The organism is Streptomyces tateyamensis (genome assembly GCF_003205575.1).
In the GTDB taxonomy this organism is placed as follows: Bacteria; Actinomycetota; Actinomycetes; order Streptomycetales; family Streptomycetaceae; genus Kitasatospora; species Kitasatospora tateyamensis.
Map to the genome: position 1 here is coordinate 34,632 of NZ_PYBW01000015.1, position 26,220 is coordinate 60,851.

22 protein-coding genes are annotated in these 26,220 nt (G+C 73.0%); 6 read left to right on the plus strand and 16 right to left on the minus strand.

The genetic code is table 11. The features are described from left to right. Positions 1 to 11: 11 nt before the first annotated feature. The 3 genes from C7C46_RS04845 to C7C46_RS04855 all read right to left on the minus strand — a co-directional run bounded on the left by C7C46_RS04845 (position 12) and on the right by C7C46_RS04855 (position 8,969). Positions 12 to 1,244, minus strand: a complete 1,233-nt coding sequence (locus C7C46_RS04845) for a cupin domain-containing protein (protein ID WP_110666051.1) — start codon at positions 1,242 to 1,244, stop codon at positions 12 to 14. Continuing rightward, complete coding sequence (locus C7C46_RS04850; RefSeq protein ID WP_146258989.1) at positions 1,241 to 1,828, minus strand: DUF2087 domain-containing protein; 588 nt, start codon at positions 1,826 to 1,828, stop codon at positions 1,241 to 1,243. The genes C7C46_RS04845 and C7C46_RS04850 overlap by 4 nt, the downstream gene beginning before the upstream one ends. Before the next feature lie 76 nt (positions 1,829 to 1,904). Continuing rightward, complete coding sequence (locus tag C7C46_RS04855; protein ID WP_110666055.1) at positions 1,905 to 8,969, minus strand: amino acid adenylation domain-containing protein; 7,065 nt, start codon at positions 8,967 to 8,969, stop codon at positions 1,905 to 1,907. A gap of 362 nt (positions 8,970 to 9,331) precedes the next feature. On the opposite strand from C7C46_RS04855, the gene C7C46_RS04860 reads away from it, so the two are divergent. Next, positions 9,332 to 10,438 carry an alpha-hydroxy acid oxidase gene (locus C7C46_RS04860; RefSeq protein WP_110666057.1) on the plus strand — a complete coding sequence of 369 codons (1,107 nt, stop codon included), beginning with the start codon at positions 9,332 to 9,334 and terminating at the stop codon, positions 10,436 to 10,438. A 378-nt stretch (positions 10,439 to 10,816) separates the two neighbouring features. Here the strand turns inward: C7C46_RS04860 and C7C46_RS04865 are convergent, their stop codons facing one another. Then, positions 10,817 to 11,485, minus strand: coding sequence for a DedA family protein (locus tag C7C46_RS04865; protein ID WP_181442200.1), 669 nt, complete (start codon positions 11,483 to 11,485; stop codon positions 10,817 to 10,819). A 240-nt stretch (positions 11,486 to 11,725) separates the two neighbouring features. Between C7C46_RS04865 and C7C46_RS04870 the strand changes: the two genes are divergently transcribed. Both C7C46_RS04870 and C7C46_RS04875 read left to right on the plus strand, forming a co-directional pair. Further along, entirely contained in the window at positions 11,726 to 13,234 is a 1,509-nt protein-coding gene (locus tag C7C46_RS04870; protein ID WP_245984171.1) for an MFS transporter, read from the plus strand. Beyond that, positions 13,231 to 13,818: a TetR/AcrR family transcriptional regulator gene (locus C7C46_RS04875; protein ID WP_110666063.1), complete on the plus strand. Its 588-nt coding sequence runs from the start codon at positions 13,231 to 13,233 to the stop codon at positions 13,816 to 13,818. Before C7C46_RS04870 ends, C7C46_RS04875 begins: the two co-directional genes overlap by 4 nt. Here C7C46_RS04875 and C7C46_RS04880 read toward each other — a convergent pair. The 3 genes from C7C46_RS04880 to C7C46_RS04890 all read right to left on the minus strand — a co-directional run bounded on the left by C7C46_RS04880 (position 13,815) and on the right by C7C46_RS04890 (position 15,411). Continuing rightward, positions 13,815 to 14,396: an HdeD family acid-resistance protein gene (locus C7C46_RS04880; protein WP_110666065.1), complete on the minus strand. Its 582-nt coding sequence runs from the start codon at positions 14,394 to 14,396 to the stop codon at positions 13,815 to 13,817. The two genes, C7C46_RS04875 and C7C46_RS04880, sit on opposite strands and share 4 nt — an antisense overlap. 152 nt (positions 14,397 to 14,548) lie before the next feature. Next, positions 14,549 to 15,121: a phosphatase PAP2 family protein gene (locus tag C7C46_RS04885; protein ID WP_110666067.1), complete on the minus strand. Its 573-nt coding sequence runs from the start codon at positions 15,119 to 15,121 to the stop codon at positions 14,549 to 14,551. After that, positions 15,118 to 15,411: a hypothetical protein gene (locus tag C7C46_RS04890; RefSeq protein ID WP_110666069.1), complete on the minus strand. Its 294-nt coding sequence runs from the start codon at positions 15,409 to 15,411 to the stop codon at positions 15,118 to 15,120. The genes C7C46_RS04885 and C7C46_RS04890 overlap by 4 nt, the downstream gene beginning before the upstream one ends. A gap of 529 nt (positions 15,412 to 15,940) precedes the next feature. On the opposite strand from C7C46_RS04890, the gene C7C46_RS04895 reads away from it, so the two are divergent. Further along, positions 15,941 to 16,846, plus strand: coding sequence for an NADP-dependent oxidoreductase (locus tag C7C46_RS04895; RefSeq protein WP_110666071.1), 906 nt, complete (start codon positions 15,941 to 15,943; stop codon positions 16,844 to 16,846). Between the two features lie 65 nt (positions 16,847 to 16,911). Here the strand turns inward: C7C46_RS04895 and C7C46_RS04900 are convergent, their stop codons facing one another. The 4 genes from C7C46_RS04900 to C7C46_RS04915 form a co-directional block, all read right to left on the minus strand. Further along, positions 16,912 to 18,783: an AMP-dependent synthetase/ligase gene (locus C7C46_RS04900; RefSeq protein WP_110666073.1), complete on the minus strand. Its 1,872-nt coding sequence runs from the start codon at positions 18,781 to 18,783 to the stop codon at positions 16,912 to 16,914. Between the two features lie 81 nt (positions 18,784 to 18,864). Then, complete coding sequence (locus C7C46_RS04905) at positions 18,865 to 19,992, minus strand: calcium:cation antiporter (protein ID WP_110666075.1); 1,128 nt, start codon at positions 19,990 to 19,992, stop codon at positions 18,865 to 18,867. A 371-nt stretch (positions 19,993 to 20,363) separates the two neighbouring features. Then, complete coding sequence (locus C7C46_RS04910; RefSeq protein ID WP_110666077.1) at positions 20,364 to 21,347, minus strand: helix-turn-helix transcriptional regulator; 984 nt, start codon at positions 21,345 to 21,347, stop codon at positions 20,364 to 20,366. Between the two features lie 103 nt (positions 21,348 to 21,450). After that, complete coding sequence (locus C7C46_RS04915) at positions 21,451 to 21,837, minus strand: nuclear transport factor 2 family protein (protein ID WP_245984173.1); 387 nt, start codon at positions 21,835 to 21,837, stop codon at positions 21,451 to 21,453. 94 nt (positions 21,838 to 21,931) lie between these two features. Here C7C46_RS04915 and C7C46_RS04920 point away from each other — a divergent pair, with 94 nt between their 5' ends. Together C7C46_RS04920 and C7C46_RS04925 are read left to right on the plus strand one after the other, a co-directional pair. After that, positions 21,932 to 22,372, plus strand: coding sequence for a MarR family winged helix-turn-helix transcriptional regulator (locus tag C7C46_RS04920; protein ID WP_110666081.1), 441 nt, complete (start codon positions 21,932 to 21,934; stop codon positions 22,370 to 22,372). Positions 22,373 to 22,448: 76 nt separating this feature from the next. Then, the gene (locus C7C46_RS04925) at positions 22,449 to 23,024 is read left to right on the plus strand and encodes an HD domain-containing protein (RefSeq protein ID WP_245984175.1); all 576 of its coding nucleotides are present in this window, start codon (positions 22,449 to 22,451) and stop codon (positions 23,022 to 23,024) included. Positions 23,025 to 23,102: 78 nt separating this feature from the next. On the opposite strand, the gene C7C46_RS04930 is transcribed toward C7C46_RS04925, so the two are convergent. The 5 genes from C7C46_RS04930 to C7C46_RS04955 form a co-directional block, all read right to left on the minus strand. Further along, positions 23,103 to 23,441, minus strand: a complete 339-nt coding sequence (locus tag C7C46_RS04930) for an antibiotic biosynthesis monooxygenase family protein (RefSeq protein WP_110666084.1) — start codon at positions 23,439 to 23,441, stop codon at positions 23,103 to 23,105. A gap of 44 nt (positions 23,442 to 23,485) precedes the next feature. Beyond that, a complete protein-coding gene (locus C7C46_RS04935; RefSeq protein WP_110666086.1) occupies positions 23,486 to 23,719 on the minus strand; it encodes a hypothetical protein in 234 nt (77 codons plus the stop codon). Positions 23,720 to 23,792: 73 nt separating this feature from the next. After that, positions 23,793 to 24,659: an SAM-dependent methyltransferase gene (locus C7C46_RS04940; RefSeq protein ID WP_110666088.1), complete on the minus strand. Its 867-nt coding sequence runs from the start codon at positions 24,657 to 24,659 to the stop codon at positions 23,793 to 23,795. A 571-nt stretch (positions 24,660 to 25,230) separates the two neighbouring features. After that, positions 25,231 to 25,716 carry a hypothetical protein gene (locus C7C46_RS04945; protein WP_110666090.1) on the minus strand — a complete coding sequence of 162 codons (486 nt, stop codon included), beginning with the start codon at positions 25,714 to 25,716 and terminating at the stop codon, positions 25,231 to 25,233. Between the two features lie 180 nt (positions 25,717 to 25,896). Next, positions 25,897 to 26,217 (minus strand): hypothetical protein, encoded by a 321-nt coding sequence (locus C7C46_RS04955; protein ID WP_110666098.1) that lies wholly within the window; start codon positions 26,215 to 26,217, stop codon positions 25,897 to 25,899. Between the last annotated feature and the right edge of the window lie 3 nt (positions 26,218 to 26,220).

Consider the following 26,220-nt stretch of genomic DNA (forward strand, 5'->3'; position numbering starts at 1 on the left):
GAGGGCCAGCGTCACCCGAGCGTGACCGAGCCTGCCGCATGGGCCGCGGCCAGCACCGTCCCCGCGTCGCCGAGCAGCCCTGCCGGACCGGACCACGGGGCGAGGTCGAGTGCCGCACCGGCCTCCAGCGAGGCCAGCGCGGTGAGCAGCTCGATGGTGGCCGGCTGCGAAGCCACCCGCAGCGAGAGGCCGTTGGCCGCCACGATCAGCTCCTCGGGCTGCCCGGCGTCGACGGCCCAGGAGACCGGGAACCGCTGGACGGCACGCGCCCGACGGGCCGTCGGCTCCGACCCGGAGCGCGGCGAGAGATCGGGCAGGATCTGGAAGTTGGCGGTGCTGTGCCGGGCCAGGCTCCACTGGTGCACGGCCGAGGTGGCCGCCGCCGCGGTCTGCTGACCGAACATCAGGGTCTCGCCACCGAGCGCCCGTTCGGACACCTCCCAGTGCGGCGGCAGATCGGCCCCGATCCCCGCGCCGGCGAAGGCGCCGGCCCAGACCGGCGCGAGATCGCGGTACCGGTGGGTGGCCAGGTGCAGGCTGAGCGAGGGCCGGCCGTCGGACTCCGCGCAGTGCCAGTAGGAGGCCGGCCAGTACAGCACCTCGCCCGGGCCGCCGGTCAGGCGCAGCGGCTCGGCCGCGATCTCGTCCGGAGTCACCTTGAGCGGAACGAAGTTGTGCTCCGGGTCGGAGTCCGGCGGGGCCTGGTCCACCAGCACCTCGTACGGCCACAGCAGCATCGTCTTGACACCTTGCGCGACGTAGAGGAAGACGTCCGCGGTGTCCTTGTGGATCCGGGTCGGTCCGGTGGCGTACGAGCCGCCCACCAGGAAGCAGTCGGAGAGGCCGGCCGGCAGCCCGTCCGCCGTCCCGCGCAGCCGCAGCAGCACCTCGCGGGCCAGCCGGTACAGCTCGGGGGAGAACGCCTGGGCGGAGTTGAGCACGAAGCTCCAGTCGCGGCCGAGCTCGGCCGAGACCCGGGCCGCGTAGCCCGCGAAGTCCGGTTCGGCCGCAGCCGGCAGCAGCCGGCCCAGGTCGGGCGGCCCGGGCGGGGCGGTGAACAGCTTGACGTCGTCGGGGCGCCGGTGGGTGCCGGCCCGGACGGCGGCGCCGATCCTGGCGTACAGCTCGTACACGTCCACCGTGCCGAACTCGTCCAACCCGCGGACCACGCAGGGCCGCCTGTTCCAGTGCTCCGCGAACCCGGCGAAGTCCACCACCGGAAGCGCCCGCCCCGGGGCGGTCACGAGGCCACCGCCGCAGAGCGCCGGTACTGCGCCGAGCCGGACCGCTGCACCAGGCCGAGGTCCACCAGCAGCCGCCGAAGCCGGGCCACGTCGTCACCGGCCTGCCCGAGCAGCTCGTTGACCTCCGCCTCGGTGAGGGTGCGGTCCGCGGGCAGCAGGTCGGCCAGCGCGGCCGCGAGCGCCGCCAGGTCCTCCGGGCGCTTGGGCAGGTCGGTGACCCGTCCGTGCGTCAGGAACCGGCGCAGCGGCGAGTCCGGCGGCACCGTGCGGCCCAGTGCGGTGAACTCGGCCACCGCTTCGCCCAGTTCCCCGAGGGGACCGAGCTGCGCGGTCAACGCCCCCTGGTCCCGCCGCAGCAGGCCCGCCTCGGTCAGCCGGACCACCTCCTTGGCGAGCTGCCGGGCGTCCAGCCCCACCCGCTCGCCGAGCTGCGCCAGCCCCACCGGGCCTACCTGCGCGTTCAGTTCGACGACCGCGTGCAGGATCGCCAGCCGTCTGCCGTTGGACAGCGCGAGCAGCACGTCCGCCGCACTGCTCAGGACGGCCGAACGGGAACGGGAGGACGGGGCGGCGGCAGCAGACATACCGCCCAGCGTAGCCAGCGGGCCTTGCCTGGACCTGTAGGAAACCATGCACCCGGCTGTACCGCGCCCACCGGGCTCACACGGTTACCTCCTGCAGGGCCTGCGCCGGCGCCGCCTGAAGGGCGGGGGTGAGTATCCGGGCGACCTCGGCGAGGGCGCCCGGGCCGCCCATTCCGTTGTGGTCGCAGGCGATGCGAAAGTCCACGACGTGGCCGGTGCAGTACGGCTCCCAGGCGCCGGCACCAGGTGCGTCGACAGGACGGTTCTGGGCGGCGGTGAAGTAGACGAGGCTGCCGTCGAAGATCTTGGGGGCGAATCGCTCCAACATGTCGGCGTGCCGCAGGAAGGTGTGCAGCAGGGCTTCCACCGTCTGGCTGGTGATGACGCCCGGGAGGTCTGCGAGGGCAGCCACCTCGTCAGGCTTCAGCAGTCCGCCCGGGGGGACCTTGCCGAGGTCGGCCACCAGCGAGCCCAGCAGCCACTGCGCCAGCTCGTCGGTGTCCGTCGGGGTGGCGGCAAGCGCTGTCAGGTAGCTGTCGAGCAGGGCCAACATCTCGACGCGTTCGCCCGCTTGCTGCAGTTGGACCGCCATCTCATGGGCGACCACGCCGCCGAACGACCAGCCCAGCAGCCGGTAGGGGCCCGTCGGCTGGACCGCACGGACCTGCCGGACATAGTCGGCGGCCAGTTCGGACAGGCTCGCGGGCAGTCTGGTCGAATCACGCAGGCTGCGCGCCTGCAGTGCGTACAAGGGCTGCTCCGGAGGCAGCTGTTCGAGCAGGGCGCGGTAGTTCCACCCCATGCCGTACCCCGCGTGCAGGCAGAAGAGCGGTGGCAGCTCTCCGTGCGGCCGCAGCGGCAGCAGTACCTCCAGCGGATCGGCGACGGCTGCTGACGCGCCCGTCTCGACCAGCTTGGCGGCCAGTTCGGCCACCGAGGGTGCTTCGAAGAGCTCCCGGACCCCCACCGGTCGGCCGAGTGCCGCGCGGATCCTGCCGGCCAGACGGACCGCCAGCAGCGAATGGCCGCCCAGCGAGAAGAAGTCAGCCTCGGGGTCGACCCGTTCGACCCCGAGCTGTTCGGCGAAGAGCGCACACAGGGCGTCCTCCAGCGGTGTGCGCGGATCGCGGCCGGCCGTGACGGCGGCGTAGCGCGGCGCGGGAAGGGCCTGCCGGTCGAGCTTCCCGTTGGGGGTCAGGGGCCACTGCTCCAGCACCTCGACGGCGGACGGCACCAGGTGGCCCGGCAGCCGGTTCGCGACGGCGGCGCGCAGCACGCGTGGGTCGAGCGAGCCCGTGCCGTCCGACTCCACGTAGGCGACCAGGCGTCGGTCGCCGGGAGAGTCCTCGCGGACCATCGCGATCGCACGGCCCACGGACGCTTCGGCTGTCAGCGCCGCCGCCACCTCCCCGAGTTCGATCCGGAATCCGCGCAGCTTCACCTGATCATCGGTTCGGTCAAGGAACTCCAGTTCGGCCGCGGCGGTCCAGCGGACCAGGTCGCCAGTGCGGTACATCCGCTCGCCGGGGGCGCCGTAGGGGCACGGTACGAACCGTTCGGCGGTCAGAGCCCCGCGGCCGAGGTAGCCACGGGCCAGTCCGACACCCGCTATGTAGAGCTCACCGGGTACGCCTGGCGGGACTGGTCGCAGGCGGCCGTCGAGAACGTAGACCCGGGTGCCGGCAGTCGGACGGCCTATCGGGACGACCGGGCGGTCCAGCCCGGGACTCAGCGGCGCGCTCATGGTCGCGCAGACGGTGGTCTCGGTCGGACCGTACGCGTTGACCAGGGTCCGGCCGCGGGAGACCCGGCGCGCGAGCTCGGGGGAACAGGCCTCGCCGCCCACCACCACGGTCAGCCCCGCGGGCAGCGTGCCGGCGGACAGCGCGGCCAGGACGGCGGCCGGAAGCAGGGTGTGGGTCACGCGGTACTCGGTGAGCGTCTCCGCGAGGCCGGCTCCGGGGAGCAGGCGGTCGGCCGGCGCACAGACCAGAGCGGCACCGGTGAGCAGTGCTGTGCAGAGCTCGGCGACGGCGACGTCGAAGCTGGGGGAGGCGAACTGCAGCATCCGGGAACCCGGCTCGATCCCGAGGCTGTCACGGTGCGCGCGAACCATGGCCGCCAGCCCTGCGTGCGTGACCACCACGCCCTTGGGGCGGCCGGTGGAGCCGGAGGTGTAGATCACGTAGGCGGGCTGGTCGGGGCGCGGGGCGGGCAGTGCCCCGCCGTCGGACGAGGAGCCGAGTTCGGCCTGCACCGGCGGCGAGTCCAGCAGCACGGCCGGGCCGGGCACCACGGCCGCTGTGCCTGTCGTGGCGAGAACCAGCGTGGGCGCGCCGTCCTCGATCAGATAGGCGATCCGCTCGGCCGGGTACTTGGGGTCGACCGGCAGGTATGCGGCGCCGGCCTTGGCCACCGCGAGGACGCTGACGACCAACTCGACGGACCGCTCCAGCACCAGGGCGACGGTCCGCTCAGGGCCTGCCCCGCGCGAGACCAGCAGCCGGGCCAACTGCTCGGCCCGGGCGTCCAGCTCGGCGTACGACAGCTCGGTGTCCCCGAACACCAGGGCGGTCGCCCGAGGGGTGCGGGCCACCTGGGCTGCGAACAACTCGGGCAGCGTGGCGGCGGCCGGCGAGTCGGCGGTCGCCCCGCTCCAGTCGGACAGGAGGCTCCGGAGCTCGCCCGCGGTCATGATCTCCAAGTCGCTGATGGGCAGTTCCGGGGCGGCCACGGCAGCCCTGAGCAGGCAGGTCAGACGCTCGGCCAACCGTTCGACCGTGCCGTGGTCGAACAAGTCCGCGGCGTACTCGAACTCGCCCTCCAGACCCGCCGGGACGCTCTGCACACCGAGACGCTCGGAGAGCACCAGCGCGAGGTCGAGCTTGGCGGTCAGCGTGCCCACCGGCTGGGTGGTTGCCGCCAGCCCGGGCAGCTCGAGTTCGAGGGGGGAGGTGTTGCCCAGCGCGAGCATCACCTGGAAGAGGGGGTGGCGGGCGAGCGAGCGGGTGGGGTTGAGCTCGTCGACCAGCTGCTCGAACGGGAGGTCCTGGTGGGCGTATGCGGCCAGGTCGGTCTCACGCACCCGGCGCAGCAACTGGGCGAAGGACGGGTTGCCGGACAGGTCGGTACGCAGGACCAGGTTGTTGACGAAGAATCCGACCACCTCGTCCAGGGCGCTGTCGGTACGACCGGCCACCGGGGTGCCGATCGGCAGGTCGGGGTCGGCGCCGTGCCGGTGGAGCAGGGTGGCCAGGGCTGCGTGCAAGGTCATGAAGAGGGTCACGCCGTGGGCGCTGGAGAACTCGACCAGGCTCGCGTGGAGCTCCGCCGGGATGACGACGGGAACGGAGGCGCCCCGGTGGCTCGGCGCGGGAGGTCTGGGGCGGTCCACCGGTAGCGCGATCTCCTCCGGCAGACCGGCCAGCGCCTCCCGCCAGTAGGCGAGTTGGCGGCCGGTCAGGCTCTGGGCAGCTGACTCGTCGCTGAGCAGTTCGCGCTGCCAGAGCGCGTAGTCGGCGTACTGTACCGGCAGCGTCGACCACTCGGGTGCCCGACCGCTCAGGCGAGCGGTGTACGCGGTGGACAGGTCGCGGGTGAGGGTGGAGAGCGACCATCCGTCCACCGCTATGTGATGGGCCGTCAGAAGCAGCAGGTGGTCCGCCGCCGAGTGGGTGAACATCCTGGCGCGCAACGGTATGTGGCTGGAGAGATCAAAGGGCTCGGTAGCGGCGGCGGCCAACGCGGACCGACTGAACCGGCTCACCGGCATCGGCAGTTCGGCGTCCGGCAGGATCCGCTGGCTCAGTTCGCCGTCGGCCTCAGCCACGAACACGGTCCGCAGCGCCTCGTGTCTTGTCAGCAGGTCGTGCAGCGCGCGGCGCAGTGCGGTGAAGTTCAGGCGGCCGGTGAGCCGGATCGCCAGCGGTATGTGGTACGCGGCACCCGTCAGGCCGAGCCGGTCGAGGAACCAGAGTCGGTGCTGTGCCGCCGAGGCCGGGATGCGGTCCGGTCGGTGGCCGGCCCGAAGCGCGGGGCGGGCCGGGACGGCCGCCCTGACCCGCCCGGCCAGCGCGGCCACGGTGGGTGCGTCGAACAGGTCACGCATGGTCAACTCGACACCGAGGAGCGCGCGGGCGCGACTGATGAGGCGAGTAGCAAGCAGTGAATGCCCGCCCAGCTCGAAGAAGTCGTCCTCCGCTCCCACTTCGGCCGAGTCCAGCAGGTCGGAGAAGATGGACGCGAGCTGCTGCTCTTCGAGGCTCGCAGGGGCGCGTCGCGCCGAGTTGTCTGCAACGATCGGCGCCGGCAGGGCCCGGCGGTCGAGCTTGCCGTTGGGGGTCACCGGCAGCCGGTCGAGGACCTGCAGCGAGCCGGGGACGAGCTGGGCCGGGAGCACCGCCGTGAGCCGGGCCCGGAGAGCGGCCAGGTCCACCGGGCCGCGGGCGGGCACCAGGTAACCGATCAGGCGCTCGCCGTGCACCGCCGCAGCAGCGTGGCCCACCTCGGCGTCGGCAGCAAGTGCGGCTTCGATCTCGCCGAGCTCGATCCGGACACCGCGGAGTTTGACCTGGTCGTCAGTGCGGCCGAGATACTCCAGTTCACTGTCGTCGTTCCACCGCACCAGGTCGCCGGTGCGGTACATGCGCGAGCCGACCGGACCGTAGGGATCAGCGACGAATCGTTCGGCGGTGAGGCCGGGCCGGTTGAGGTAGCCGCGGGCGAGCTGCGTACCGGTGAGGTAGAGCTCGCCCGGGGCGCCGACCGGGACAGGCTGCAGCGCGGCGTCCAGCACGCGGACCTCGGTGTTCCAGACGGGTCTGCCGATCGGGACGGTGGGCGTGGCGCGGCAGGTCCAGGCGGTGACGTCGACGCTGGCCTCGGTCGGACCGTACAGGTTGTGGAGCGGTACGTTCAGTACGGCACGGAAGCGGTCCCGCAGTTCGGGCGTGAGCGCCTCGCCGGAGCAGAAGACGTCGCGCAGGCCGGTGCAGCCGCCGGCCGCGGGCTCCTGGACGAAGGCGTGCAGCATGGACGGGACGAAGTGCGCGACGGTGATGCGCTCGCGCCGTATCAGGGAGGCGAGTTGAGTCGGGTCGCGGTGGGCACCGGGGCGGGCCAGCACCAGGGTGGCGCCCTCCAGCAACGGCCAGAAGAACTCCCAGACGGAGACGTCGAATCCGAACGGGGTCTTCTGCAGGACGCGATCGCCGGGGCCGAGCCGGTATTCGGCCTGCATCCAGGCCAGGCGGTTGACGATGCCGCGGTGCGGCACGACGACGCCCTTCGGGCGGCCGGTGGAACCGGAGGTGTAGATCACGTACGCCGGCTGGTCGGGGTGCGGGGCAGGCAGTTCGCTGCGGTCCTCGGGCGCGGTGGTGAGCTCGCCCAGCAGCTGGGGTGAGTCCAGCACCAGGACCGGCCCCGGTAGAGCCTGGGACGTCTGGGCGGTGGCGAGCACCAGGACGGGCTGGGCGTCGTCCAGCAGGTGCCTGATCCGCTCCGCCGGGTACTCCGGATCCACCGGCAGGAACGCGGCACCGGACTTGAGCACGGCGAGCAGGGCGACCACCAACTCCGGCGAGCGCTCCAGCACCAGGGCCACGGTCTGCTCAGGACCCGCGCCGCGCGCCACGAGGAGCCGGGCCAGCCGGTCCGCGCGCGCGTCCAGCTCCGCATACGACAGTCGAGTGCCTTCGAAGACCAGTGCGGTCTCCTCGGGGCTCCGTGCTACCTGGACTTCGAACAGTTGTGGGAGCGTCGAAACCGGTATGCGCGCCGCCTCGCCGGCACCGAGCGCGAGCAGCCGCTCCTGCTCGGCCCGGTCGGACAACGCCAGCCTGCCGATCGGAAGATCGGGATCGCAGTCGGCCAGCAGATCGAGGGCCCGGAGCAGCCGGGCGGAGTGCTCCGCGAGGTCCTGCGCGGTGTAGAGCGCCGGATTGGCGTCCACCACCAGAGTCAGGCCGGTGCCGTTCTGGCGGTCGTAGACCACGAAGGCGAGGTCCTCGACCGGGCCGTTGGAGACGTTGCGGACCGTCCCGGTCAGTCCGGCGAAGGAGAAGTCGTAGTCGAAGGACATCACGTTGACCGTGGGACCGGTCAGCGGGCTCGTACTGCCGGCCAGCCCCAGCTCGCGGCGCAGTTCCTCGGCGCGGTACCGCTGGTGGCGGAGCACCTCACGGGCACTGGCGTTGGCCTGCCGCACCAGCTGACGGATCGTGAGATCCGGGCGGATCGACACGCGCAGCGGCAGTACGTTGCTCAGCATGCCGGGGATGCTGCGGGTGATGCGGCTGGTGCGGGCAGCGACCGGCAGGCCCAGCACGACATCGTCGGTGCCGGACAGACGGCCGACGCACAGCCCCGCGGCAGCGAACAGCAAAGCCGTCCAGCTGACGCCGAGTCGGCGACCGGCGGTGCGCAGGCGGTCGGCCTGTTCCGGGGCGATCCCCGTCTCGTGGCGCAGGTGCCAGGCCGAGGCGGGGGCGGCTCTGCCGGCCGGGGTGGGCGGTTCGGGGCGGTCGGCCATCCGGTCGAGCCAGTAGGCTCGATCGGCCGGGTACTGGGCGGAGGCGCGGTAGTCGGCCTCGTCCTGGAGCAGCAGGTGGAAGCTGGGGAGTTCGTCCGCGGGGTCGTGCTCCCGGCCCTCTACCAGGGCGGTGTACACCTGGGCCGCCCGTCCGGCGAACAGGGCCACGGCGAACCCGTCGAACAGGCTGTGGTGCATCCGGTAGTACCAGAACCACCGGGTCGGGCCGGCCCGGAAGAGCACTTGCGTCGTGGCTGCTCCGGACGCCGGATCGAGCGGCCGCGAGAGGTCCGCACGGATCCACTGCTGCACGGCGGCCTCGGGGTCGGCGGCAGCGGACACGTCTTCGAGCAGCAAGCGAGTGGGAATGTGCGGGCTGAGCAGTTGCCGGAGTTCGCCGTTGCTCGTCTCGAAGCGCAGTCGCAGTGCCTCGCACTCCTGAAGCACCTGTTCCACGGCCCGGGCGAAGAGTGTCGGGTCGAGCGTCCCGCGGATCTCGAAGCGTTCGGACACGTGGAAAGCCGGGTTCTTCGGGTCGAGCTGCTGGGCCAGCCAGATGCCGGACTGTCCGGGGAGCACGGGCCAGGAAGCACGGGGGGAGTCCGACATGGTCTCAGCACTCCGATGGGGGAAGGGTTCGATCCGACTGCTGGGCGGCTGTCGACCGGTGTTGGGCGGCCGCTGACTCTTCGTGATGTTGATCAACAAAGGGAGTGAACTACGGTGCAGGGCGGGGGTTAACGTACCAGGCGTGAAGATCGCGAAAACGTTGCGAAAATCACATGGGTATATGCCAGTGGCCTTGGGTATGACATGTCTCCCTCGGGTCGGGTGCGGCGGACAAGTTGTTCGATAGTCGGGCGAACCGAGCTTCGGAACAAGGCCGTTGACCAGCCGTCGGGTCGCTGTCACATTGGTCTCTACCAATCGCTAGGGTAACGGTCCATCAGCCCCGCAGCAGAGGACCCGGCATGACTCCTGTGTCCCGCACCCGACCGGCGCCGGCACTCACTCTGGGTGAGGTCGAGGCCCGGGCGGCCGCCGTCCTGCCACCCGGGGTACGGGACTTCGTGGCCGGAGCAGCCGGTCAGGAGTTGAGCCTGGCGGCCAACCGCGCCGCGTTGGACGAGGTCTTCCTGGTGCCGCGGGTGCTGCGTGACGTATCGGTCCGTAGTACCGGCTGCGAACTGCTGGGCAGTCAGTTCGCCATGCCGCTCGCCGTCGCGCCGGTCGCCTACCACCGGCTGGCTCACCCGGACGGGGAGTTGGCGGCGGCCCGGGCCGCCGCCGCGGCGGGGGTCCCGTTCACCGCGGCGACGCTGAGCAGTTTTCCGGTGGAGGAGATCGCCGCCGCGGGGGCCACCACCTGGTTCCAGCTGTATTGGCTGAAAGACCGGGCCCGGCGGCTGGATCTGGTCCGCCGTGCCGAGGCGGCCGGCTGCACCGCGCTGATGCTCACGGTCGACGTGCCGTGGATGGGCCGCCGACTGCGCGACATCCGCAACGGCTTCACGCTGCCGGCCGGGGTGACCGCGGCTAACCTGACCGAGGCAGCCGGTTCCGCCGCGCACCGCGCGAACGGCGGCTCGGCGGTGGCCGGCCACACCGCGCTGACCTTCGCCCCCAGCTTGACCTGGGCGGACGTCGAGGAGCTGCGCACCCTCACCGCACTGCCGCTGATCCTCAAGGGCGTGCTGGACCCGGCTGACGCCGCGCTGGCGGTGCGGGCCGGGGTGGACGCGCTGGTGGTCTCCAACCACGGCGGGCGCCAACTGGACGGCGCGGTGCCGGGGGTTCGACTGCTGCCGGAGATCCGGCAGGCGGTGGGGGAGGGGTGCCGGCTGCTGCTGGACGGCGGCATCCGCAGCGGCCTCGACGTGCTGCGGGCGCTGGCGCTGGGCGCCGACGGCGTGCTGGTCGGACGTCCGGTGGTCTGGGGGCTGGCGGCGGACGGCGAGGCCGGGGTGCGCCGGGTGCTCGAACTGCTCGCCGCCGAGCTGGACGACGCGCTCGGACTGGCCGGCTGCCGCACGGTGGCCGAGGCGCGCGCGCTCCGCACGGTCCGCCGCGGCGAGTGATCAAACAAAACCAAACGCCAGCTAGGTGACTTCTGGTGGATCGTGTCCTAAAGTGCTCGTCGCGGGAGGTCGTTGAGGGTCGGCCTTCTCGCCCGGTGGGGAGGCCGGCACCGCTCGTTCGGAAGCTGTGGCGTTGGCCTCCCCGATCCCGTCGGCGTGCCGGGCCTGCTCCGGCAAGTCCGGCATCCCGGCCGCTCGCGCTCTGCCCTGACCCGCGAGCGGCCGGGCGCCGCGGCCGCGCCACGCCCGACCAACCTGCGCCCGGTCGGGCGGCGCGCCGACGACAGCGGGGCCGGACGGCTGCTCGTTGCGCGCCGTCTGCTCTCCGGTGGTTGTGCCACCGTCTACGCGCTTCGGCGGGCCGTGCAGGACTTCCGGTCAGGTCCGGGTGTGCTCGCGGGTCTGCGCGCGGCGCGGGGCCGGCGGGCGGGTCGGCGGGTCCGCGCGCAGCGCCCGGCGCCGGCGCAGGCCGACCACGGCGCCCAGCACCAGCAGGGCGGCCCCGACTGCGATCAGGCCCGCCAGGCCCAGGGTGTGCAGCAGGTGCTCGGCGGAAGCGCCCAGAAAGTAGCCGAGCGCGACGTTGGCCGCGCCCCAGCTGACGGCGGCGGCCGCGCTGTACGCCAGGAAGGTGCGGTACGGCATCCGGGCCGCGCCCGCGGTGAACGGCACGAACGAGCGGACGAAGCCGATGTAGCGCGCGGTGAAGACGGCCGGCCCGCCCCGCCGGCGCAGGTAGCCCGCCGCCCGGTCGACCCGGGAGCCGGGCCGGATCCGCTCCCGCGCCCGGGAGGCGGCGGCCCGCCCGCCGAGCGCCCGGCCCAGCCAGTACCCCGCGCTGTCGCCGGCGATCCCGCCCACCACCACGGCGAGCCCGAGCAGGAACGGGTTGAGCAGACCGCGCCCGGACAGCGCGGCCGCGAACAGCACCACGGTCTCGCTCGGCAGCACCAGGCCGATGAAAGCGCTGGTCTCCCCCGCCGTCACCAGCAGGACCAGGACGTAGGACCACAGCCCGGCCCCGGCCACCAGTGCGGTGAGGTTCACAGCGGGCCCCCAAACGGCGTTCCCGGGTGGCGGACAGGTCCAACCCCCGGTCAGCGCAACACCGATCGGACCGCCGGCATTCCGCGGTCCCGGCCTGCCGCCGGCCTTCCGGGGACTCGGCAAGGGGGCGGCGCGGGAGTATTGTCATCAGCCGAAGACATCATCTGAAGACATCGATCGATGACCACCGGCGGACGGCCCGATCGACCGATGACCACCGACGGACGGCCCCATCGACCGATGGCCGCCGAGAGGAGCGCGATGGACGCGGCAGCCGCACCCCGGCGGGAACGGGCCCTGGTGCCCGTACTGGTCTTCCTGGGCACCGTGGTGGCGGTGATCAGCAGCCTGGGCGCCCCACTGGTGCCGACCATCGCCACCGTCGACCACGTCTCGCTCGCCGAGGCCCAGTGGTCGCTGACCATCACCATGCTGGTCGGCGCGGTCGCCACCCCGGTGATGGGACGCCTCGGCGACGGCCCCCGGCGGCGCCCGGTGATCCTGGGCGCCACCGCCGTGGTGGTGGTCGGCAGCGTGCTGGCCGCGCTGCCGCTCGGCTTCGCCTTCCTGGTGGCCGGCCGGGCGCTGCAGGGCGTGGGCCTGGGCCTGACCCCGCTGGCCATCGCCGCCGCCCGGGACAGCGTCCCGGCCGAGCGCTCCCGCTCCGCCGTCGCCCTGCTCTCCATCACCACGGTGGCCGGCGTCGGGCTCGGCTACCCGCTCACCGGCCTGATCGCCCAGTCCTTCGGCATCCACGCCGGCTTCTGGTTCGGCGCCCTGATCAGCGCGATCGCCCTGGTCTGCGCCGCCCTGGTGGTGCCGCCGGCCGCCCGCCGGGAGGCCGCCCCGCTGGACGGGCTCGGCGCGGTGCTGATCGGCCTCGCCGTGGCCGGACTGCTGCTGGTGCTCACCGAGGGCGAGAGCTGGGGCTGGACCGCCCCCGGCCTGTGGGCGCTGGCGGCCGGCTCGCTCGCGCTGCTCGCCTGGTGGATCCGGCACGAGCTGCGCACCCCGCACCCACTGGTCGACCTGCGCACCCTGCGCAACCGCACCGTGCTGACCGCCGACGTCACCGGCCTGGTCGCGGGCGTGGTGATGTACCTGCTGATGAGCCTGGTCACCCGGTTCGTCCAGACCCCCACCGCGGCCGGCTACGGGTTCGGCGCCTCGGTGGTGGTGGCGGGCCTGGCGCTGCTGCCGTTCTCGGTGGTCAGCGTGCTGTCCAGCAAGGCCGTGGTGCCGCTGGCCCGGCGCACCTCGACGACCACCGTGCTGACCGTCGGGTGCCTGGTCTCGCTGGCCGCGATGGTGGTCTTCCTGTTCGCCCGCGACCACCTGTGGCAGGTGCTGGTGGTGATGGCGATCGCCGGGCTCGGGGTGGGCTCCACCTTCGCGGTGATGCCCGGACTGATCGTCAGCTCGGTGCCGGCCGCCGAGGTGGGCAGTGCGGTGAGCTTCAACCAGGTGCTGCGCTACGTCGGCTACTCCACCGGCAGCGCGCTGTGCGGCGCGGTGCTGCAGGCGCACACCGCCGCCGGGCAGCGGCTGCCCTCGGCGGACGGGTACCGGGCCGCCGCGCTGCTCGGGTGTGCCGTGTGGGTGGTGATCGCGGTGGTTACCATCGTGCTGCCGCGCCGGGCCGGTGCGGCGACCACGGCGAGCGGGGTGGACGAGGAGCTGATGGTGGAGGAGAGCATCGCGGACATCGCGCCCGGCCCGGACGAGGTCCCGGCCAAGGTGACGCCTTGACCGACGAGCCCGCCGGCGGCGGCCGGCGCCGGGACTCCGCGCGCAGCCGCGAACTGCTGATCCGGGCGGCCGGCGAGCTGTTCGCCGACCGCGGCTTCGACCGGACCACCACCCGGGAGATCGGCGAGCGCGCCGGCGTGGATCCGGCGCTGATCGCCCGGTACTTCGGCGGCAAGACCCAGCTGTACCTGGCCGCCGCCAAGGTGGAGCAGGGCGAGGCGCCGCCGGCCGACCTGCTGGTCGAGGAGCGGCTGCGCTGGCTGCTGGACTGGCTGACCCGGCGCGGACCCGGGCCCTCCTTCCAGTCCGCGGTGCTGCCCGGGGACAGCACCGCGGCCCAGGAGGCGGCGCGCGAACACCTGAGAGAGCGCCTGGTCGAGCCGCTGCGCGCCCGGTTCGCCGCGGAGGGGGTGGACCGGGCCGACCTGCGGGCCGAAGTGGCGGCCGCGGCGTTCGCCGGAGTGGTGCTGTCCCGCTGGGCGGGGGCGTTCCCGGCGCTGGCGGCGGCCGAGCTGGACGACCTGGTGCCGCTGCTGCTGGACGTGCTCGGCGCGGTCCGGGGCACCCGGCAGGCTGACGACTAGGCCAGCCGCTTGGCCTCGGAGCGCAGCGAGACGGCGTGGCCGAGCTCCACCAAGCCGATCAGCACCAGCCAGATCCCCGCCATCACGGTCAGCGCCAGGATCGAGCCGAACGGATCGACCAACAGGATCACCCCCGCGATCGCGGTGATCAGGCCCAGGGCGATCTGCCAGCCGCGCCCGGGCGTTCCGCCGGGGAGGTCCAGCGCGGCCACGGTGGCGGTGGTGCCGCGGAACAGCCAGCCGATGCCGATCCAGAGCGAGAGCAGCAGGACCGACTGGTAGGGCCCGCGGAAGCAGAGCAGGCCCAGCAGCAGCGAGAGTGCGCCGCTGATGAAGCCGAGCACCCGCAGCCCGGTGGACACGTGCACGGTGCTGGCCAGCACGATCTGCAGGATGCCGCTGATCACCAGGTAGATCCCGAAGAGCACGCCGACCACCTCCAGCGTGCTGTGCGGCCAGGCCAGGACCACGATGCCCAGGCCGAGCGCGATCAGACCCAGCGTCAGCGCGGCGTGCCAGCCGAACCTGGCCAGGGCGGCCAGCGGGCTCGGCTCGGTGGGGTTCCCAGGTAGCGTCATGCCGCCAGCCTCACCGCCCGACCCGGGGCGCGCACCCGCCGACGACCGACCGGGTGAGCGCGGACCCGGTCGACGTGGCGTCGGGCGCGTCAGACCCGTCCGGTGTGTCCGGTGCGGCAGGCCCGTCCGGCGTGCTCGGCGCAGCAGGCCCCTCAGGCGGTCAGGGCCGACCCCACCCGCCGGACCGCGGCGAGCACCACGCCCGCGCACCCCGCCCCGAGCAGCGCACCCGCCAGCACGTCACCCGGGTAGTGCACGCCGGTGTGCACCCGCGAGTAGCCCACGCACCCCGCCAGAGCGGTGAGCGGCACCGCCGCCAGGGGCAGCTGCGAGCCGACCGCGGTGGCGAAGGCGAACGCCGCCGCCGTGTGCCCCGAGGGGAACGAGGCCGACCCGGGCATCGGGATGTGCCGGGTGGCCGGCACCTCGGCCGCCACCCGGTCCGGGCGCGGGCGGCGGACCAGCGTCTTGGTCAGCTGGTTGGCGGTCACCGAGGCCGTGCCCAGCGCGAGGACACCGAGCAGCGCGGCCCGGCGCGGCCGCCCCGGGGCCAGCGCGAGCAGCCCCGCGACGGTGAACGAGATGCGGGACCGGTTGGCCGCCACCGACAGGCGCCGCAGCCCGGAGTCCAGCGCGGGCGCCGGGCTGGGGGCGGCGGCCACGGCCGCGTACACGGCCTGGTCGAGCGCGACCAGCGCACGCAGGGCGGTGCCCACCGGCGTCAGGCCGGCGGAGGGAGCGCGGCCCCGCCGCCGGAGCGGACCGCCTCCACCGCTTGCTGGTGCAGCGCGCGGGCCGCCTGTTCGTCGCTCACCTCGATCGGGCTGCCCTGCAGGGTGTACCAGTCCTGGGCGTCGGTGTACTGCACCGTGAGGATCGCCTCGGTCCCCGTCCAGGTGGTGTGCACGCTCAGGTCGCCGCTCAGTTGGGCGCCTTCCGCGCTGCGCACCCCGCCGGGGCCGGAGCGCACGTTCTTGGTCGTCCAGGTGGCCCAGTCGGCCGGTTCGTCAGCCATCGCGCGGTCTCCAGGGTCGAGTCGGAGTGCTACTCGTTGTGACAACCCGTCACATGCTAGTCGGCCGGAGAAGGCGGCGCTCACCGGGGCGGGGGACAGGACAAGAAGACCTGGACCATGACAGAGCGCGCGGCGGACTGCGGGAAGTGGCGGGGTGATGTCACGCAGCGGCGGTGGCGTGGCGCGCGGAGCGGACAGGCCCGGCCTGGGCCCGGTACCGCCGACCCCAGCGGTACCGGGCCCAGGGGGCATGGCGGGTAGTGCGGGCCAGGGAAACCCGTCTACCCGAGAGCCGGCAGCTGATCTCTGCACAGTCAAAGCTGCCGGCTGTCCGACAGGTGGCGTGCCCGGGGAAGCCGCCACCGTGTCGGAGCCTTGGGTGCTCCGTTCACTCCCTACAGCGAACGGCGGGCATGGAATGTCACACCTTCGCGGAAAGTTTTTTTCGGCCGGTGTTTCGCGAGGTCAGCGCGGTGGGCCCGGGGTGAGGCTGAGCCCGACAGACTTGGACGGCGGCTGGAGAGACAGCATGTTCGCGGTGACCTTCGCGCGGTACGGCGACCCCTCGGTGCTGGAGGTGGCGGAGGTGCCCGCCCCGCAGGCCGGGCCAGGGCAGGTGCGGATCGCGGTGCAGGCCGCCGCGGTCAACGGCTACGACTGGAAGCTGCGGGCCGGCTACCTCCAGGAGATTGCGCCGGTGGCCTTCCCCGCGGTGCCGGGGCTGGAGGCGGCCGGCGTGGTGGACCAGGTGGGGGACGGGGTGCTCGGGGTCGCGGTCGGCGACAAAGTGTTCGGCCTCGGGCAGCGGACCTGGGCGCAGTACGCGCTGCTCGACCACTTCGCCGCCAAGCCGGTCGGCCTCGGCTGGCCGGAGGCGGGCGGGCTCTCGGTGGTCGCCGAGACGGCCCAGCGCTGCCTGGACCTGCTCGGCGCCCGGGCCGGCCAGACCCTGCTGGTGGACGGCGCGGCCGGCGGGGTGGGCAGCACCGTGGCCCAGTTCGCCAAGGCGGCCGGGCTGACCGTGGTGGGCACCGCGAGCGAGGCCAACCACGCCTACCTGCGCACCCTGGGCGTGCTGCCCACCGTCTACGGGCCCGGGCTGGCGCAGCGGGTGGCCGAGCTGGCGCCGCAGGGGGTGGACCTGGCCCTGGACACGGCCGGCCGGGGCTCGGTCCCGGAGCTGGTGGCGATCACCGGCGCGCCGGACCAGGTGCTGACCATCGCCGACTTCTCCGCCGCCCAGTACGGGGTGCGCACCACCAGCCGCAGCTCGGCCTTCGGCGCCCTGGCCAAGGTCGCCGACCTGGTGGCCGCCGAGGAGTTCGCGCTGCGGGTCGACTCGGTCTACCCGCTGGACCGGGCAGCCGGCGCGCACCAGCACAGCGAGCACGGCCACCCGGCGGGGAAGGTGGTGCTCTCGCTCACCGAGGAGTGAGGCGGGGGCGAGCGGAGCACCGGGCGGCGCACTCCTGCTGCTGTGCCGTGTCGCCTGACGCACCGTCAGCTCCGGTACAGAGCCTCGACGTCCTTGCGGTAGGCCTGCAGTACCGCCTGCCGCCTTAGCTTGAGCGAGGGGGTGAGCAGGCCCCGGTCCTCGGTGAAGTCGCCGGCCACCACCCGTACCCGGCGGATCGACTCGGCCCGCGAGACGCTCGCGTTGACCTGCTCGACCGCGGCCACCAGCTCGGCCAGCACCGCCGGTTCCACCGGGACGGCCGAACCGGCGGCGCGCGGGTCGACGGCGGGCGGGTCGGCGGGGGCGTGGGCGAGGAACTGGGCCACCGCCTCCCGGTCCAGGGTGACCAGCGCGCCCACGTACGGGCGGCCGTTGCCGACCAGCAGGCACTGGCTGACCAGCGGGTGGGCGCGCAGCCGGTCCTCCAGCGGGGCGGGGCTGACGTTCTTGCCGCCGCTGGTGACCAGGATCTCCTTCTTGCGGCCGGTGATGGTCAGGTAGCCGTCGCCGTCCAGTCGGCCCAGGTCGCCGGTCGCGAACCAGCCGTCCGTCGCGCCCGGCTCCCCGCCCAGGTAGCCGCGGAACAACTGGCCGCCGCTGAGCAGTACTTCACCGTCGGGGGCGATCCGCACCGCGGAGCCTGGCACGGGCGGCCCGACGGTGCCAGGGCGTTGGCGCAGCGGCGGGTTGACGGTGGAGGGGCCGGTGGTCTCGGTCAGCCCGTAGCCCTCGTAGATCTGCACCCCGGCGCCCGCGTAGAAGAGCAGCAGGTCGGGGTTGAGCGAGGAGCCGCCGCTGATCGCGTGCCGGACCCGGCCGCCCATCGCCTGGCGCACCTTGCGGTAGACCAGCGCGTCGTAGAAGGCGTGGGCGGTACGCAGCGCCAGCGGGGCGCGCGGGCCCTGGCCCGCCTGGGCGGCGAGTTCGGCCCGGGCGTAGCGGACCGCGACGTCCACCGCACGGTCGTAGACCCCGGCCGCCTTGCGGCCCTGGGCCTCGACCCGGCCCAGGTGGTGGATCTTCTCGAACAGGTAGGGCACCGCGACCAGGAAGCTGGCGCCGAACGAGGCCAGGTCGGGCCGCAGTTCGTCCGGTGCGAGCGAGGGGCTGTGGCCGATCCGGATCCTGGCGTACACGCAGGTGACCTGGATCATCCGGCCGAGCACGTGGGCCAGCGGCAGGAAGAGCAGGGTGGACGGCGGCTCGTCGGAGACCGCCTCGAAGACCGGCTGCAACAGGGCGTGGCAGTTGGCGGCCTCGTCCAGGAAGTTGCCGTGGGTCAGTCGGCATCCCTTGGGGCGGCCGGTGGTGCCCGAGGTGTAGATCAGGGTTGCCAGGCTGTCCGGACTCAACTCTGCTCTGCGGGAATCCAGTTCGGCGTCGGGAACGGTGGCGCCCCGGTTGGCCAGCTCGGCGGTGGCCTCGTGGTCGAGCCGCCAGAGCGGGACCGGGTGCCGGCTGCGGGCGATCGCGATGGTCAGCACCTCGGCGGCGGTGGCGTCCTCCGCGACGGCCATCGCCGGGCCGCAGTCGCGGATGATCCACTCGGCCTGCTCGGCCGAGGAGCTGGGGTAGACCGGGACCAGCACCGCGCCCGCCGTCCAGGCGGCGAAGTCCAGCAGGGTCCACTCGTAGCGGGTGCGGCTCATCAGCAGGATCCGGTCGCCCGGGCGGATCCCGGCGGACACCAGGCCCTTGGCGGTGGCGGCCACCTCGGCGGCGAACCCGGCGGCTGTCACCGGCCGCCAACTGCCGTCGGGCGTACGGCGGCTGAGGACGACGGCGGTGGGGTCCGCAGCGGCGTTGCGGACCGGCAGGTCGGCCAGGCTGCCCTGGGTGGGGGAGAGCCAATCAGCTTTCGAGGAGCGCCCAGGGTATGTACTGGCGAGTAAACTTACTAGACGGTAGGTAAGAATGGCACGGCTCGCCGAGTGGGGTGACCGGGTGGTGACGCGCCGTCAGGACCGTGCTGTACGCCGCGCGGCCGGCGGGAGCCGCTAAGGGCTGACCGCGAGCACCACGTAGGCGGCCAGGACGGACAGGTGCACCCCGCCCTGGAGCGGGGTGGCGCGGCCGGGGATCACGGTGAGGGTGCCGACCGCCACGGTGAGGGCGAGCAGCACCAGGTGGGTGGGGTCCAGGCCCAGCACCAGCGGGCCGCTGAGCCACAGGGTGGCGAAGGCGACGGCCGGGATGGTCAGCCCGATGCTGGCCATCGCCGAACCGAGCGCCAGGTTGAGCCCGATCTGCACCTGGTCCCGGCGGGCGGCGCGGGTGGCGGCGATGGTCTCCGGGAGCAGCACCAGCAGGGCGATCACCACGCCCATCACCGAGGCGGGCAGGCCGGCCCGGGTCAGCCCCGACTCGATGGTGGGCGAGACCGCTTTGGCCAGCCCGACCACTGCCACCAGGGCGACCAGCAGCAGTGCCGCGCTGGTCCAGGTGGCCCGCCGGGTGGGCGGCTCGGCGTGCTCGTCCTGGCCGGGGCGGTCGGGATCGGCGGGCGCGTGGACGATCTGCGGCGGCAGGAAGTACTCGCGGTGGCGCACCGTCTGGGTGGCCACGAAGAGCCCGTAGAGCACCAGGGCGGCCAGCGAGGCGAAGACCAGTTGGGTGGGGGAGAACTGCGGGCCGGGCGTGCTGGTGGTGAAGGAGGGCAGCGCCAGGCTGAGGGTGGCCAGGGTGGCGATGCTGGCCAGCGCCGCGCCGGTGCCCTCGGGGTTGAAGACGGCGACCTGGGTGCGGAGCGAGCCCACCAGCAGGCAGAGGCCGACGATGCCGTTGCAGGTGATCATGATCGCGGCGAACACGGTGTCCCGGGCCAGGGTGGCGTTCTTGCTGCCGTAGTCCGCCATCAGGGTGACGATCAGTCCGACCTCGATGACGGTGACGGCCACCGCGAGCAGCAGCGAGCCGATCGGTTCGCCGACCCGGTGCGCCACCACCTCGGCGTGGTGCACGGCTGCCAGTACCGCGCCGATCAGGGCGAGTCCGGCGAGTCCGGCGACAGCGGCGGGCAGGCTCTGTCCCCAGACCAGGGCCAGCAGGACCGCGGCCATCGGCGGTACCAGCAGGCTCCGCCGGTTGAGGGCGGCGGTCAGGGAGTCGCTCACGGGTCCGGTCATCGGCCTGAGCTTCCCAGATGGAAGGTCATATATCCGGCATGTCGGGCGTGTCGTGTCGTTGCCGGGATGGTGATATGGCTGGCCCGGGTGTGTCGTGTCGCGGAGGGCCGGGCCGGGGTCGCGCTCAGGCGGCCTCGGTGTGTTGCGGGGCCGCCGGCCATGGGGGTGCCGGCGGCCCTGCGTTCCCTGCAGGCGCGGTCGCCGGACCGGGATCACGGGGGGTTCCCGGTCCGGCGCAGAGGTGGGCGCCTGGAGGCATGGGCGGGCCGGGATGCCGCGACCGATCCGGTCGCCGGCCCGATGCGCTGCCCCGGGTACGGGGCGGGTGCGCGAAGTTGCCGCTGGTGGGTGGCTATGCCATGACAAGCAAACTAGGCGGACGCCCCGTCCACCGCGATGGACCGGACTCGGGGAACGTGGTGATTCTCCCGGGTGGCGCCGCCGCCGTGCCCGACCGGGGTGTCGTCGGGGTCGTCGGGACGGCCGTCGGCCCCGGTTCTGGTGACCGCCGGTCGGTCCCGCGCCGCCCGGGCGGCCCGGCGGAACTCGCCCGGGCTCACCCCGCTCTCCCGCCGGAAGAACCGGCAGAAGTACGACGGGTCCCCGAAGCCGACCCGCTCAGCGATCTGACGGATAGTCAAGTCGCTTGCGAGCAGAAGCCGTTTCGCCTCCAGGGTGTGCCGGTCGCGGACCAGCTGGCCGGGGGTGCGCCCGGTGGCGCGCTTGACCGCCTCGTGCAGGTGCGCGGCCGACACGCCGAGTTCGCGGGCCAGCGCGCCCACCGACTGCTCCCGCGAGCCGGGCCGGGCGGCGAGCCGGGTGAACCGGGCCGCCAGGTCGCCGGCCCGGTCCGGGCCGGCCGGGTGCGCCACCGCTCCCCGGCCCCGCAGGATCAGCAGCACCAGGATGTGCAGGTAGCAGGCGAGCACCGCGACGGAGCCGGGTTCGCCCGCCCGGTACTCCTCGTGCATGGCGCTGAGCACCGCCTCGAACTGCGCCTCCCGGTCCGGGTCCAGGTCGAGTCCGGGGCGTTCGGCCAGCGTGCGCAGCGCGTCGGCGTCCTCCGGGTGGGAGAGCAGGAAGTCCTCGTTGAAGATCAGCACCCAGCCGGTGAGTCCGGACACCTCCCAGTGGTGCACCTGGCCGGGGGCGATCACGTAGAGGGTGGGCGGCAGCAGCGGGAGGCGTTCCAGATCCACCACGTGGGTGCCGGTCCCGCTGCTGACCAGGGCTATCTCGTAGAAGCTGTGCCGATGGGGGAAGGGCGCCCTGGCGAGCGGCCCGATGGTGTCGAAGGAGCCGATCGCCAGCGGCAGCACGCCGGGGCCGGCGACGCGCAGTTCGTGCAACTCCATTGGCTGGGGGTGGGGGTGGGGTGTGCGTGGGGGTGGGGTGGTCATGGCTCTCTGCTGCCCATCCGCTGCACCCGTCACCCCAGGTGCCCCTGTGAGCTGCGGCTCAGCGGGCCCGGCCGAACTCGCGGTCGGCCTCGGCGCCGGACAGCAGCAGGGTGGTCTCCTCGATCCGGCGGAACCGGCCGTCGGCGACCAGCTCGCCGAACAGGTAGACCTCCATCCGGACCCGCGAACCGTCGGTCTTCACCGCCTCGACGGTGTGCCGGTCCGCGTAGCAGCTTCCGTCGCGCAGTTCCTCGTGCACGGTGACCGTGCCGCTCGCCACCACCTCGCGCAGGTGCGCGATGTGGGTGAGGAAGCCGGTCCGGTCGTCCCAGTGGCCGTCGGTGCGCTGGCGGTAGTCGGGGGCGAAGTGGCGGTCGGCGGCCTCCTCCAGGCTGAGGCCCGGGGTGAAGAGCAGGTCGGTCACGGCGGTGGCGATGTCGGTCATGGCAGGCTCCCGTTCTTGATGCGTGCTCGATGCACGCATCTCGATAGCGATGACAGTCTGATTTGCGTGCGCTGTGCACGCTATCCTTGGGGGCATGGAAAACCACCAGTTGGGAACCGAGATCGCCGACGCCCTGGGCCTGCTGCTGCGCCGCTCCACCCGGGCCCGCCTGTACGGCCGACTCACCGACGGACTGCCGGTGGACGAGTTCGGCTACCCCGTGCTCAGCGCCCTGGCCCGCGCCGGAGCCTGCAGCGCGGCCGAGCTGGCCGGCGAGGTCGGCCTGGACCGCACCGTGGTCACCCGGCGCGCCACCCACCTGGAGACCGCCGGCCTGCTGCGCCGCGAGCCCGACCCCGCCGACCGCCGGGCCACCCTGCTGCTGCTCACCGACGAGGGCACCGCCGTGGTCGCCGAACTACGCCGCCGGCTGGCCACCCTGATCGCGGACTCCCTGCACGACTGGCCCCCCACCGAGGCCCAGGCCTTCGCAGCAGGGCTGACCCGCTTCGTCGCTGACGGACCGTTCAGCTGAGCGCGGACCCCGGACCTGGAGGCGGACCTTCGACCGGCCGGGCCCGCATCCGGCCCAGGGCGGCTAGGCTGCGCCGGTGCTCACTCAGGCCCTGACCGCGACCGACGACCCGTCACCGCGCCCGCTGCCGACCGCCGTCGCCGAGCTGCTCACCAGGCTGGCGGCCCCGCCTCGGTTGGCTGCCCACCTGCGTCTGGTGCATGACGCGGCGCACCAGTTGCTGGACGGGCTCGCGCAGCAGGCACCCGAGTTGTCGGTCGACCGGGAGGCTGTGCTGTTCGGGGCAGCCACCCACGACATCGGCAAGGTGTGCCACCCTGCCGAGCTCTCCGGTCCTGGTTCCCAGCACGAGCGTGCCGGGCAGGAGTTGCTGCTCTCCCACGGCTTCCCGCCCGAGCTGGCCCGGTTCGCCGCGACCCATGGCGACTGGGCAGGGGCCGACCGCACCATCGAGGACCTGCTGGTCAGCATGGCCGACAAGGTGTGGAAGGGCCGCCGGGTGGCCGACCTGGAGGATCTGCTGCTGGACCGGCTCACCGGGCGCACCGGGGGCGAGCGGTGGACCGAGTACCTGGCGCTGGACGACCTGCTGAGCCGGATCGGCGAGGCGGCCGACCGCAGGCTTGCCTTCCAGGCCGCCTTCCCCCTCTGAACGGGGCGGCCCTGACGGGACCGGGCGGGCCGAGCACGTCCCCGCCAGGCCCGCGCCCCGCCCCGCCCCGTCAGTAGGTCACTCCGCCTTCGGGGCCGCCTGCTGGACCACCTCGAAGGACCACAGGGTGGAGCCGGAGGCGGCGGGCTTCGGCTGCGCGCCGCCCTCGCCGGTGCCGGTGCCGCTGCCGCGGTGGGCGGCCTTCATCGGGCCCTCCAGCCAGGCCTGGAACGAGGCCTCGTCGCGCCAGCGGGTGTAGACCAGGTAGGTGTCGGTGCCCTCGACCGGGCGCAGCAGCTCGAACCACTCGAAGCCGTCGGAGTTCTCCACCGCGTGCGCCCGGGCGGCGAACCGCTGTTCCAGCACCTCGCGCTGCTCGGCCGGCACGGTCAGGACGTTGATCTTCACTACGCTCATGGCACCATCCTGCCCTGGATCCGCCCAGCCGTCGGACGCGGGGCTCAGGCCTCGCCGGGGCGCCAGGCGGGCCACTCCCAGGGGTGGTCGGCCCAGTGCACCTGTTCGGGGTCGTCCAGGTCGATGGCCGGGAAGAACCGGCCGGCCTCGGCCCTGAACTCCTGCTCGTCCAGCGGCTCGGTGCCGTGGCCGCGGAAGCGGACCAGGCGGTAGCGGGTGTCGGCCGACAGCGCGGCCACGTCGATCAGCGGTTCGGACTCGTTGCGATGGGTTTCCATACGGCCAGGGTGCGCCCGGCCGTCCCGGCACGCACCCAGAGTCCGCCCCCGCCCCGCTGCCACCCGCGGGGTGCTACCGCTTGCGGGCCAGGCCCGCCCAGTAGTACGCCGCCTGCGGGTCGGCCGGCAGCTCGCCCTCGGGGCGCCAGGCCATCACCGGGACGATCCCCGGCTCCAGCAGCTCCCAGTCCGCGAAGAACCGGGCCACCTGGTCCCGGGTGCGCGGCACCAGGACCACACGTCCCTCGCCCTCGGCGTCCACCACCGCGCCGACCGCCGTCGGTTCGAAATCGGCTGTGACGTGGCTGAGCGCCATGCAACTGCCGGACGGCAGCGCGGCCATCAACTCGTGCACGTGGTCCCACGGCCGCTCCGCGTCGGCCACCAGCATCAGCACGCCCAGCAGCATCAGGGCGACCGGCTGGTCCAGGTCCAGCGTCTCGCGCAGCGCCGGGTGCTCCAGGATCGAGCGCGGCTCGCGCAGGTCGGCGTGCAGGTAGGCGGTGCGCCCGGCCGTGCTGCTGTCCAGCAGGGCGCGGGCGTGCGCCAGCACGATCGGATCGTTGTCCACGTAGACCACCCGACAGGCGGGATCGGCCTGCTGGGCAACCTCGTGGGTGTTCCCCTTGGTCGGGATCCCGGTCCCGACGTCCAGGAACTGCCGGATGCCGTGCTCGCGCACCAGGTGGCTCACCGCGCGCCCGAGGAAGCGCCGATTCTCCCAGGCCATGGTGCGGATGGTGGGGATCAACTGCTCCACGGCGGCACCGAGCCGGCGGTCGGCGGCGAAGTTGGTCATGCCCCCGAGCCAGTAGTCGTACATCCGGGCCGAGTGCGCCACGGTGGTGTCGATCACCACCTGCGGTTCCTCCTCGCCCGACCGGGCCTGCACGTCCGGCACGCCCTGTACATCCTGCGCGTGCTGCGCATCCTGCGACATGAGTGACCTCCCCCACGAAACCGGGCACACCCTACCGTACGGTGTCCGAACACTGACCGAGGGTCAGCCGGACCGTCACATGGGCATCACCGGTGCCCCTTCCGGCCGAGCTCCGGGCCGGCCGTCCCCGACAGTCAAGCCGGGCGAGCGGGTGAGTGGGCGAGCGGGTGACCGGTCGGCCGGTCAGCTGGTCCGGCGGATGTTGGCCGCGGTCAGCCGTTCGCCACGGTGTAGGTGCCCTGGAAGACTCTAAGGCCGCATCCACCACCACCGCGCATCCGCCCGACGGGACGAATACCGTCCGCTTCGTCCCGGAGAAGGCGTTGTGCGGAGCCTTCTCGTCGGGCCTCGGCGATGCGGTCAGCGAGGTTGTCCTTGATCTCGACGAGGCGCCTCCGCTTGCGCGAGGCGGGGCGGAGCATCGGGCAGCGGATGCAGGCTTATCCGAACCAGTCCAGCTCGACGCTGAGCTCGTCCGCGAAGTGCGTTCGCGACGGAAAGTAGTCGTGAAGCAGCCGGGCGACAGGCCGTCCCGGGCGTGTCGCGCTCCGGGATGGGCCGTTACGCGGGCCTAATGGGAGAACGCGTAGGTTCGGACGGGGTCGAGGTGCAGTTCGTAGGGCCCGAAGCAGTCCGCCGCGAGCGTCGCGACGGCGGCGCCGCAGGGACAGGCTCGGTTGAGTCCTTCGTTGCCGGTCGGCCCGCAGCAGCCGGTGCTGTTCTCCCAGTTGGGCAGCGGTTGAAGGTCGGGGGCGTCCTCCGGGTGCATCAGCACCGTGCCCGGGACGCCCGCCGAGACAACGAAGCCCTCCTCACGGCAGACCAGCGGCCCTCGGGTCTGAGCTGGCTTCGGGTCCTCCTGATCGTCCTGCACGACGTAGGGAGGCCCCCAGGGCTCGGGATCGATCGCGTAGCGGCCCCGCGGAACGGTGGAGGGGGCCCGGCGTGTCTCCTTGTCCCGGTCGTGTTCGTCGTCGGAGACGTTGGGGACGGCGGCGAGCTCGGCCAGCTCCGGCGTGATCGCGGTGCCGCACTTGGAACAGAGAAAGACAGTCATCCCCTCGTTGTAGTCCTCGGGACTGCTGCTTCGCACCTTCGTTTGGCTGCTCGGAGTCGATGCGCGCGGCAACGCTGCGGAAATCGGGCATGCCGAGGTGGGCAGTGGTGTGCCGCGCGGCGACGTCGCGCATCGGGGAGCTTCTGTTTGGCGGCGACCAGCACCTCGCATCACGCGACGCTACTGGGCCTTGGCGTTCCCGGATTCGGTTGCAAGCGTGGCCATCTCGCGCAGGCGCTCGTAGTACTCGACCGCACCGCCCTCATCGCTGATCGATGGCACGACCTTCTCCAGAGCCGCGAGGCACCGGAGCAAGATGCTGCGGCGCCGCTCATCAAGGGGGCCGGACAGGGACGAGGAGACACAGCCGGCGATGTCCGCGTCCAGCATCACCATGTCTTCGCCCTCGATGTCCTGGCCGCGTAGGTGCGGCGGGAACGTCGCGCGCTTGTGCTCGTCCCACAGCCGTGAGAGCAGGTCCAGTTGAAGTTCCCCCCTGATCTT